This is a genomic window from uncultured Parvibaculum sp. (genome assembly GCF_963975745.1).
GTDB lineage: Bacteria > Pseudomonadota > Alphaproteobacteria > Parvibaculales > Parvibaculaceae > Parvibaculum.
This window is the reverse complement of the sequence record NZ_CAXBIB010000021.1, coordinates 17,535-26,756: the sequence shown is the minus strand read 5'-3', so window position 1 is coordinate 26,756 and position 9,222 is coordinate 17,535. Positions and strand designations below refer to the sequence as shown.

The following is a 9,222-nucleotide window of genomic DNA, read 5'->3' as shown; positions in this document are numbered from 1 at the left end:
CGCGGACTTCTTAACCCTGATTCCGCGTGCCGCGACGCCCGGATCACGGAGTCCAAGACCGCGCTCGAAAAATGCGCTATAAGGAAAAAAACGTTATAAAAAGACCAGCAAAACAGGAGGCTCGCCGGGGAAGACCCAAGCGGCGCCGGCGGATCGCCGGGCCGGGGTTTCGCCACGACGACCCAAACGCCCGAGTGAGGAGCCCAAGGTAATGTCACCGTCGTTTATCGAAACCCTTTCCAGCCGAATGCCGCGCCTTCGCCACGCCGTTGCCGCCTTCGCCGCCGTTCTCGTCGCGGCCACGATGCCGGCCGCCGCGCAGGATGCAATGGACGGCGAGAGCGGACCGGCCTATGCCATGGCATCGGAGCTGGCTGCGGAATCGCTGCTCCTCGATGCCACCTTTGCCAATGGCCGCCTCGTTGCGGTCGGCGAGTACGGGCATGTGGTCTATTCCGACGATCGCGGCGTCACCTGGACACAGGCCGCCTCCGTTCCGACTCAGGCGACGCTGACCGGCGTCACCTTCGTCGATGCCAAGCTCGGCTTCGCCGTGGGCCACGACGCCACCATCATCCGGACACGGGATGGCGGCGAAAACTGGGACCTCGTCTATCACGATCCGGAGTCGGAGATGGCCTTCATGGCCGTCTATTTCGAAAACGAAGAGCGCGGTTTCGCACTGGGCGCCTTCGCCTTCATGGTCGAAACGCAGGATGGCGGCGAACCGGGCACCTGGGAAGAGCGCTCGCTTAGCGATGGTCTTCTCGACGACTATCATCTCAACAAGCTGTTTGCCGACAAGGATGGCGATCTCTACATCGCCGCCGAGTTCGGCATCGTCTACCACTCGAACGACAAGGGCCGCACCTTCGCCAGCATCCAGACGCAGTATGAAGGTTCCTTCTGGGGCGGCTTCGGCATGAGCGACGGTTCGGTGATGGTGTTCGGCATGCGCGGCAACGCCTTCCGCTCCTGGGACAAGGGCCAGAACTGGACCAAGGTCGATACCGGCACCGACAAGTCGATCGCCGGTGGCGTTCAGCTCGGCGGCGGCAAGATCATTCTCGTCGGGCTTCAGGGTTATGTCGGTTACAGCGACGACAACGGCAAAAGTTTCGTCGAGGTCACGCGCGCCGACCGTCTCGGTTATGCAGCCGTCGCCGATGGGCCCGAGGGACAGATCGTCGTTTTCGGCGAGCCGGGCGCCAAATTGATGCCCGACGATCCCGAGAAAGCACGCGAGGCCGTCGGCGCGCGGATCACCGCCGTTTCGGAAGGCGGCAGCTAGAACGCCGACCGTCCTGTGTTCCGTCATCGAACGACCCCGGCCTCGCGGCCGGGGTTTTTCGTTTGGACGCCCTGCGGCAATCACCCTCCTTTCATTGCCTCTTTTCATTGGCGGGGGCGCGAGCCACAATCCGGAAAACGAAAAACGAGAAACGGGGAGAGAAATGCATGGCGGAGGGCGTCGATTTCGGCCGCTACACGCGGATCAAGGCGAGCCGGCAGGGCCGCGTGCTGACGCTGGCGCTCAGCAATCCGGCGCTGATGAATGCGGTCGATGGCGAGATGCATCGCGAATTGTCGAGCATCTTTCTCGACGCCGCCGACGACCGCGATTCGGACGTGATCGTGCTGACCGGCGAGGGCGCGGCGTTTTCGGCCGGCGGCGATCTCAACTGGATGAAGCGCAGTTTCGAGGCCGGCGACAAGGGGCCGGATGCGGCCGAAGCCAAGCGCATCGTCTTTTCGCTGCTCGATCTCGAGAAACCGATCATTGCCAAGGTGCGCGGGCCGGCCGTCGGGCTCGGCGCGACGATCGCGCTGATGTGCGACGTGATTTTCGCCGGCGAGAGCGCGCGCTTTGCCGATCCGCATGTACGGGCCGGCATCGTGGCGGGCGATGGCGGCGCCATCATCTGGCCGCAGCTGGTCGGTTATGCGCGGGCCAAGGAATATCTGATGACCGGCGATCCGGTGCCGGCGGCGGAGGCCGAGCGCATCGGTCTGGTCAATCATGTGGTGCCCGATGCCGAACTCGATGCCCGCGTCGATGCCTTTGCCGCGAAGCTGGCCGGCGGCGCGACACAGGCGATCAAGTACAGCAAGGTCTCGGTCAATATCGGGTTGAAGCAGCTCGCGCATTCGATTCTCGACACCTCGATCGGCTATGAAATGCTGACCTTCACGACCGACGACCACAAGGAAGCGGTCAATGCGTTTCTCGAAAAGCGCAAACCGGCCTTCACGGGGAAATGACGGGCATGGATGCGGCGATGGGCGAGACGGCTCTCAATTTCGACGAACCGGAACATGTGCGCATGCTGCGCGATGCGACGCGGCGTTTTGTCGAAGCGGAGATGCCGCGGGCGAAAGCGCGCGAATGGGACCGCGGCAACATCTATCCGGCCGAGGTGATCAGGAAGCTCGGCGCAATGGGGATGATGGGGCTGACCGTCGAGGAGCAATATGGCGGGGCGGGCGTCGACATCTATGCGACCATGGCCGTCATCGAGGAAATCGCCAAGCGGTCGGTGGCGGTCGCCTGCCCCTATATCATGGCGGTCTGCTATGCCGGCATGAATCTCGGCGAAAGCGCCAGCGCCGCACAGAAGCAGGAACTGTTGCCCAAGGTCGCCAGCGGCAATCTGCTGTTTGCCTATGGGTTGTCGGAGCCGAATGTCGGCGGCGATCTCGCGACCGTCGAAACCACGGCACGGCGCGAGGGCGACGCGGTCGTCATCAACGGTGCCAAGCGCTGGTGCACCGGCGCCGATATCGCCGATTATATCTTCTGCCTGCTGCGCTCGGGCCCGAAGGACGACAAATACAAGAACCTTTCGATCGTGCTGGTGCCGCCGACCCTGCCCGGGATCACCATCACGCCGCTCGGGCATCTCGGCATTCGCGGCGTCGAGACCAAGGACGTTACCTTCGACGATGTGCGGGTGCCGGCCGAGAATATTCTCGGTGGCGCGGAGATGTGGAACAAGGGCTGGCAGCAGCTTGCCGGGCGCGCGCTCGAGGTCGAGAAGCTCGAGCTCTCGGCCTGTGCGCTGGGGCTGGCCGAAGCCGCCGTCGCCGATGCCTGGGCTTACGCCGAAGAGCGCGTGCAGTTCGGTCGCGCCATTGCCGGGCATCAGGCGGTGCGGCACATGCTGGCGGAAGCGCGCACCAAGGTTCGTGCGATGCGGCTGATGCTCTACAGCGCCGCCTGGCTCGCCGATCAGGGGCGGCCCTGTTCGGTCGAGACCTCGATGGCCAAACTCTTCTGCTGCGAGGGCGCGGCCGAAGTCACGCAGACCTGCATGCGCGTCACCGGCGCCTATGGGCTGTCGGACGAGATGGACATGGAGCGCTATGTGCGCGACGCGATCAGCCTGCCGATCGTCGGCGGCTCGTCGAACATGCAGAAGAACAATATCGCCAACCGGCTGAAACTCGGCGCCTGAGGGAGAGAGCATGAGCGAGACGCAGACGCGCAGCGGCGCAAGAATCGATCCCGTGGCCGCCGCCGACGGCTTTGCCGCCGAAATCGCGGCGCGGGCCGCCGAGATCGAGGCCAACCGTTTCCTGCCGCAGGACATTGCGCGGCGCTTTGCCGAGGCGGGACTCTACCGGCTCTGCATCCCGGCCGTCTATGGCGGGCTCGAAGCGCATCCGGCGGTGATGGTCGAGACGGTGGAGCGGATTGCGCGGGCCGACGGGTCGGCCGCCTGGTGCGTCTTCATCGGCGCGACGTCGGGCGTCGTCTCGGCGTTTCTGGCGCCCGAAGAGGCGCGCGCCGTGTTCGGCGATCCGCTGACGATCACGGCCGGCGTCTTCGCGCCGCGCGGCAAGGCGGTGCATGCGGTCGAGAAGGGGGTTCAGGGCTACCGGGTCAGCGGGCGCTGGCAATGGGGCTCGGGCTCGCGCAACGCGCAGTATATTTCGGGCGGCGCGATGATTGTCGGCGATGACGGCAAGCCCGAAATGGCGGCCGAGGGCGTTCCCCAGAACCGGATGATGATGTTCGAAGCCAGGGACGTGACGCTGCACGATACATGGGACGTATCGGGGTTGTGCGGAACCGGCAGCACCGATTTCGAAGTGAAGGATCTTTTCGTGCCGGCATCGCGTGCGGTCAGCCTGATCAGCGACAAGCCGCTCAAGCGGCCGCTCTATTGCTTCCCGACCTTCGGTCTTCTCGGCATCGGCATCGCGGCGGTGGCGCTGGGCCTCGCGCGCGGTTCGATCGAGACGCTGGTGGAGCTGGCCGGCGGCAAGACACCGCAAGGCTCGTCGAAGCCGCTGGCCTTGCGCGCCAAGGCGCAGCTCGACGTCTCGCAGGCCGAGGCGCTGACGCGTTCGGCACGCGCCTGGCTGATGGAGACGGTCAACACGGCTTTCGACGCGGCCGAGAAGAACGGCGAGATGACGGTGGCGCATCGCCGCGACCTCAGGCTGGCGACGACACATGCGGTGCAGTCGGCGGCACGCGCGGTCGATCTCATGTACACGCTGGCCGGCGGCAGTTCGGTCTATCGCGGCTCGCCCTTGCAGCGGCAGTTCCGCGACGTGCATGTCGCGACCCAGCACATGATGGTGTCGGACGCGACCTATGAGCTAACCGGGCGTCTGCTGCTCGGCGTGCCGACCAACACGGCGATGCTTTAACCCGTTGAATCCGTTTATTTTTCCGAAAGAGAATCCATGAGCGAAACAAGCAAGGGCCGGGTTGCCGGCAAGATGGCCTTCGTCACCGGCGGTGCGCAGGGGCTCGGCAAGGCGTCGGCGATCATGCTGGCGCGGGAAGGCGCCAGGGTGACGCTGGCCGACATCAACGAGCGGGGCGCGCAGGAGGTTGCCGACGAGATCAATGCGGATCATCCAGGTACGGCCTTTGCCGTCGGGCTCGACGTCACGCGCGAAGACCAGTGGAAGGACGCGCTGGCCGAAGCCGACAAGGCGATGGGCGGCATCAATGTGCTGTTCAACAATGCCGGCATCGGCGGCGGGACGACGGTGGAGGACACCGACTTCGAGACCTACAAGAAGGTCATGGCGGTCGATGTCGATTCGGTCTTTCTGGGCTGCAAATATGCGATCTCCTACATGGTGCCACATGCGCCCGGCTCGATCATCAACACCTCCTCGATCGCGGGTCTGATCGCCGGCCACAACATGGCGGCCTACAACGCGGCCAAGGCGGCGGTCTGGCTGCTCTCGAAGTCGGTGGCGCTGCATTGCGCCAAGCGCGGTTACCGCATCCGCTCGAACTCGATCCATCCGACCTTCATCGACACGCCGATCCTCGACGGCATGGCGCGCGGCATGTCGAAGGAGGAACTGGTCAGGAAGCTTGCCAAGCAGGTGCCGCTTGGCATTGTCGGCGAACCGGACGACGTCGCCTATTGCGTGCTCTATCTGGCGTCGGACGAATCGAAATTCATCACCGGCGCCGAGATCAAGATTGATGGCGGCATTAGCGCGATGTAAGGGATCGATCGGACATACTGTGTTGCCGGGCCTTGCGGGTGGATGGGGCCGGTCCCATATCGGTCGGCAGTCATGACCCAGCGCATTCTCATCGTGCTTCATCAGGAGCGTTCCAGTCCCGGCCGGGTGGCGCAGGCGCTGATCCGGCGCGGCTGCGAACTCGATATCCGCCGGCCGGCGCTGGGCGACCCGCTGCCCGCGACCATGGCCGCACATGATGCGGCGATCATTTTCGGCGGGCCGATGAGCGCCAATGACGATCTGCCCTTCATCAAGGCCGAGACCGAATGGATCGGGGTGCCGCTGAAGGAGGGAAAGCCCTATCTCGGCATCTGTCTCGGCGGGCAGATGCTGGCGCGCCATCTCGGCGCGCGTGTCTGGGCGCATCCGGAAGCCCGCGTCGAGGCCGGCTATTATCCGATCCGGCCGACCGCCGACGGGGCTTCACTCTTCGAGGATCCGCAATATGTCTATCAGTGGCATCGCGAGGGTTTCGACCTGCCCGCAGGTGCGGTGCAGCTGGCAGAAGGGGCCGGCGACTTTCCGGTTCAGGCCATGCGCTATGGCGACACGGCCTATGGCCTGCAGTTCCATCCCGAACTGACCACGCCGATGATGGATGCCTGGCTGACGCTGGCGGCCGAACGGCTGACACAGCCCGGCGCCCAGCCGGCCGAGGCGCATCGCGAAGGGCGCCAGAGCCATGACGCGGCGCTGCGGCTATGGCTTGCACGCTTTCTCGATCACTGGCTGCCGCCGGAGCACGAGGAGGCGCGCGAAAGCGAAGACCGGCAGCCGGCGGCCGAACCGGGCGCCTGACGGCCGTTGGACATGAATTCGGGGAAAGGGATGCTCCGGAAATGGTGGAGCCGAGCGGGATCGAACCGCTGACCTCCTCATTGCGAACGAGGCGCTCTCCCAACTGAGCTACGGCCCCGGAGCCCGGCATTTTCCGTGCCGGAGCCGCTTCTTAGGCGGCGACGGGCGAGGTGTCAAGAGAGCGGGGGGCGCGGCTGCCGGCCCGGCGGAAACCGGTCCTTGAACGCGGTCCCGCGCCCGTTTACACCTTGAACAACGGATTCGCCGCGGCGTCGCCGGCGCTGCATTCCGGGGGGCCGGCCGCCCGGCCCCGAACAATCAACAATGGCGAGGCCCCATGATTGCGCTGCTCAACCTGATCGCTTCGGCCATCACCCTTTATGTCTGGATCATCGTGATCGGGGTGGTGCTGAGCTGGCTGGTCGCCTTCAATGTCGTCAATACCCAGAACCGCTTCGTCTACACAGTGGTCGACACGATCAACAGGTTGACGGAGCCCGCGCTGCGGCCGATCCGCAATTTGCTGCCCAATCTCGGGGGCATCGACATCTCGCCGATCCTGTTGATCCTGCTGCTCTTCTTCCTGCGCAACCTGATCGTCTACGATCTGCCGATCTGGCTCGGGCTCGGCTACTGAGCGGCGCGCCGGCATTGCGGGCGGTCGATGATGGTGTCGCGGTCCGGCTGCGCGTGACGCCGCGCGGCGGGACCGATCGCATCGAGGGGCTGGCCTGCGATGCCGAGGGTGGCAGGTTTCTCCGGCTGCGCGTTTCGGCGGTGGCCGAAAAGGGCAGGGCCAATGCGGCGGTGGTGAAGCTGCTGGCCAAGGCGTGGCGGCTGCCGCGCACGGCACTCGCGATCACCGCCGGCGAGACCGGCCGCGACAAGGTCGTCACCGTTGCGGGCGATACGGCGGTACTGGAGGCACGGATTTCGGCCTGGCTCGAAGAATTGCCGGGTGCGAACGGAAGGAGCGGGGCGGCATGAGCGAGGCGCGGATCATCGACGGCAAGAGTATTGCCGAAGCCTTGCGCGCCCGTATCGCCGTCGAGGTTGCGCGGCTCAAGCAGGATCACGGATTGACGCCGGGCCTTGCCGTCGTGCTGGTCGGCAACGATCCGGCCAGCGAAATCTATGTCCGCAACAAGGGTGTGCAGACGCGCGAGGCCGGGATGAACTCCTGGGAGTTCAAGCTGCCCGACACGACCACCCAGGAAGCACTGCTTGCCAAGGTGCGCGAGCTCAATGCCGATCCGGCCGTGCACGGCATTCTGGTGCAGTTCCCGGTGCCGGCGCAGATCTCGCAACAAGCCGTCATCGAAACCATCGATCCCGACAAGGATGTCGACGGGCTTCATCCGGTCAGCGCCGGACGGCTGGCCAGCGGCTTGCCCGGCCTCGTGCCGGCCACGCCCACGGGGTGTCTGGTTCTTGCCGGCGAAACGCTTGAGTCACGCGGCGAAAGCCTGGCCGGCAAGCATGCGGTCGTGGTCGGCCGTTCCAATCTTGTCGGCAAGCCGGTGGCGCAGCTGCTGCTCGCCGCGAACTGCACCGTGACGATCGCCCACAGCCGCACCGCCGATCTTCCGGCGATCTGCCGACTCGGCGACATACTGGTCGCCGCAACCGGCCGGGCCGAGATGATCCGCGGCGACTGGGTCAAGCCCGGCGCCGTCGTCATCGATGTCGGGACGACGCGCATTCCGGCGCCCGAACGCGGCGAAGGCAAGATGCGGCTCGTTGGCGATGTCGCCTTTGCCGAAGCGCGTCGGATTGCCGGCGACATCACGCCGGTGCCGGGCGGCGTCGGTCCGATGACCATTGCCTGCCTGCTGCGCAATACGTTGTTCGCTGCGTCGCGCCTTCACGGCATCGCGCCCCCGCAAGATATTTGAGGTCCCGCTCATGGAGATGCGCCAACTCGGAAAATTGTGGCCGGTCAGCGCGCTGACACTGGGCGGCGGCGGTCTCGGGCAGATCTGGGGCGCGACCACGCGCGCCGAAGCGGTGGCGACGGTACGCGCGGCGGTCGATGCCGGCATCACGCTTTTCGACATGGCGCCGAGTTACGGCCGCGGCGAGGCCGAGGCCGTGATGGGCGCCGCCTTCGAGGGAAGCTGGCCCGATGGCATCCGGGTCACGACCAAATGCATGATCGGCGGACGTCACGCGCCCGATATCGCGGCGCGGCTCGAGGCCTCGCTGCTGCGCAGCCTTGCCGCGATGAAGCGCGAACGGGCCGATATCTACTTTCTTCACTCCAACATCTGCCCCGAAGGATATGTCTATCGGCGCGATGCCGATTTCGCCCATCACGCCGCCGTCACACTGCCGGTCTTCGTCGAAACCGTCGTTCCCGCCTTCGAGGCGTTGCAGGCAAGGGGATTGATCGGTGCCTGGGGCATCACCGGCACGGGGTTGCCGCGCACCATCATGGATGTATTGCGTGACGGGCCGCGGCCCGCCGTCGTGCAGGCCGTGGCGAACCTTCTCGATTCGCCGGGGGGCATGCGCTACTACGAGGAGCCGGCCGAGCCGCGCAACATCATCCGTACCGCAAAGAACAACGATGTCGGCGTGATGGGCATTCGCGCGGTACAGGCTGGCGCGCTGACATCGGCCATCGACCGCAAGATGGACGACAGCGAGCCCGAGATGCGGGACTACGCAAGAGCCGCGCCCTTTCGTGCGCTCTGCCGCGAAATCGGCGAGGACCCCGCTCTCGTTGCCCATCGCTATGCGCTGGCGATACCCGGCGTCGATACGTTGGTCCTCGGAGTCAAGAACCGTGAGGAACTCGCAAGCGTTGTCGATGCGGCGGCGTGCGGGCCCCTTGAGGCCGATCTCGTCAAGCGCATCGACGCCTTGCGTCTCAACTTCCAGATGCCGCGCATGCCGATCGACGGGGAGGACATTTCTTGA

At 65.5% G+C, this 9,222-nt stretch carries 10 protein-coding genes and 1 tRNA gene; 10 read left to right on the top strand and 1 reads right to left on the bottom strand.

Annotated elements, in window-relative coordinates; genetic code table 11:
• Positions 1–211: 211 nt before the first annotated feature.
• The 6 genes from AAC071_RS14760 to AAC071_RS14735 all read left to right on the top strand — a co-directional run bounded on the left by AAC071_RS14760 (position 212) and on the right by AAC071_RS14735 (position 6,300).
• Complete coding sequence (locus AAC071_RS14760; RefSeq protein ID WP_339833938.1) at positions 212–1,291, top strand: YCF48-related protein; 1,080 nt, start codon at positions 212–214, stop codon at positions 1,289–1,291.
• Between the two features lie 167 nt (positions 1,292–1,458).
• A complete protein-coding gene (locus tag AAC071_RS14755; RefSeq protein ID WP_339833935.1) occupies positions 1,459–2,262 on the top strand; it encodes an enoyl-CoA hydratase-related protein in 804 nt (267 codons plus the stop codon).
• A 5-nt stretch (positions 2,263–2,267) separates the two neighbouring features.
• A complete protein-coding gene (locus tag AAC071_RS14750) occupies positions 2,268–3,455 on the top strand; it encodes an acyl-CoA dehydrogenase family protein (RefSeq protein ID WP_339833932.1) in 1,188 nt (395 codons plus the stop codon).
• A gap of 10 nt (positions 3,456–3,465) precedes the next feature.
• Positions 3,466–4,659, top strand: coding sequence for an acyl-CoA dehydrogenase family protein (locus tag AAC071_RS14745; protein WP_339833930.1), 1,194 nt, complete (start codon positions 3,466–3,468; stop codon positions 4,657–4,659).
• 36 nt (positions 4,660–4,695) lie between these two features.
• Positions 4,696–5,481, top strand: coding sequence for an SDR family oxidoreductase (locus AAC071_RS14740; protein ID WP_339833928.1), 786 nt, complete (start codon positions 4,696–4,698; stop codon positions 5,479–5,481).
• 72 nt (positions 5,482–5,553) lie between these two features.
• A complete protein-coding gene (locus AAC071_RS14735; protein WP_339833925.1) occupies positions 5,554–6,300 on the top strand; it encodes a glutamine amidotransferase in 747 nt (248 codons plus the stop codon).
• A 42-nt stretch (positions 6,301–6,342) separates the two neighbouring features.
• Here AAC071_RS14735 and AAC071_RS14730 read toward each other — a convergent pair.
• Positions 6,343–6,418 (bottom strand) — tRNA-Ala (locus tag AAC071_RS14730).
• Positions 6,419–6,637: 219 nt separating this feature from the next.
• Between AAC071_RS14730 and AAC071_RS14725 the strand changes: the two genes are divergently transcribed.
• Genes AAC071_RS14725 through AAC071_RS14710 form a run of 4 tightly spaced genes read left to right on the top strand, consistent with a single transcriptional unit; the run spans position 6,638 to position 9,222 of the window.
• Positions 6,638–6,937, top strand: coding sequence for a YggT family protein (locus AAC071_RS14725; RefSeq protein ID WP_339833922.1), 300 nt, complete (start codon positions 6,638–6,640; stop codon positions 6,935–6,937).
• A gap of 14 nt (positions 6,938–6,951) precedes the next feature.
• Entirely contained in the window at positions 6,952–7,287 is a 336-nt protein-coding gene (locus tag AAC071_RS14720) for a DUF167 family protein (protein ID WP_339833919.1), read from the top strand.
• Positions 7,284–8,195, top strand: coding sequence for a bifunctional methylenetetrahydrofolate dehydrogenase/methenyltetrahydrofolate cyclohydrolase FolD (folD, locus tag AAC071_RS14715; protein ID WP_339833916.1), 912 nt, complete (start codon positions 7,284–7,286; stop codon positions 8,193–8,195). The genes AAC071_RS14720 and folD overlap by 4 nt, the downstream gene beginning before the upstream one ends.
• A 10-nt stretch (positions 8,196–8,205) precedes the next feature.
• Positions 8,206–9,222 (top strand): aldo/keto reductase, encoded by a 1,017-nt coding sequence (locus AAC071_RS14710; RefSeq protein ID WP_339833913.1) that lies wholly within the window; start codon positions 8,206–8,208, stop codon positions 9,220–9,222.

What these genes read in the sequence shown, in the direction of transcription:
- AAC071_RS14760 (WP_339833938.1), top strand. Translation starts at nt 212, where the DNA reads ATGTCACCGTCGTTTATCGAAACCCTTTCCAGCCGAATGCCGCGCCTT.
- AAC071_RS14755 (WP_339833935.1), top strand. Translation starts at nt 1,459, where the DNA reads ATGGCGGAGGGCGTCGATTTCGGCCGCTACACGCGGATCAAGGCGAGC.
- AAC071_RS14750 (WP_339833932.1), top strand. Translation starts at nt 2,268, where the DNA reads ATGGATGCGGCGATGGGCGAGACGGCTCTCAATTTCGACGAACCGGAA.
- AAC071_RS14745 (WP_339833930.1), top strand. Translation starts at nt 3,466, where the DNA reads ATGAGCGAGACGCAGACGCGCAGCGGCGCAAGAATCGATCCCGTGGCC.
- AAC071_RS14740 (WP_339833928.1), top strand. Translation starts at nt 4,696, where the DNA reads ATGAGCGAAACAAGCAAGGGCCGGGTTGCCGGCAAGATGGCCTTCGTC.
- AAC071_RS14735 (WP_339833925.1), top strand. Translation starts at nt 5,554, where the DNA reads ATGACCCAGCGCATTCTCATCGTGCTTCATCAGGAGCGTTCCAGTCCC.
- AAC071_RS14725 (WP_339833922.1), top strand. Translation starts at nt 6,638, where the DNA reads ATGATTGCGCTGCTCAACCTGATCGCTTCGGCCATCACCCTTTATGTC.
- folD (WP_339833916.1), top strand. Translation starts at nt 7,284, where the DNA reads ATGAGCGAGGCGCGGATCATCGACGGCAAGAGTATTGCCGAAGCCTTG.
- AAC071_RS14710 (WP_339833913.1), top strand. Translation starts at nt 8,206, where the DNA reads ATGGAGATGCGCCAACTCGGAAAATTGTGGCCGGTCAGCGCGCTGACA.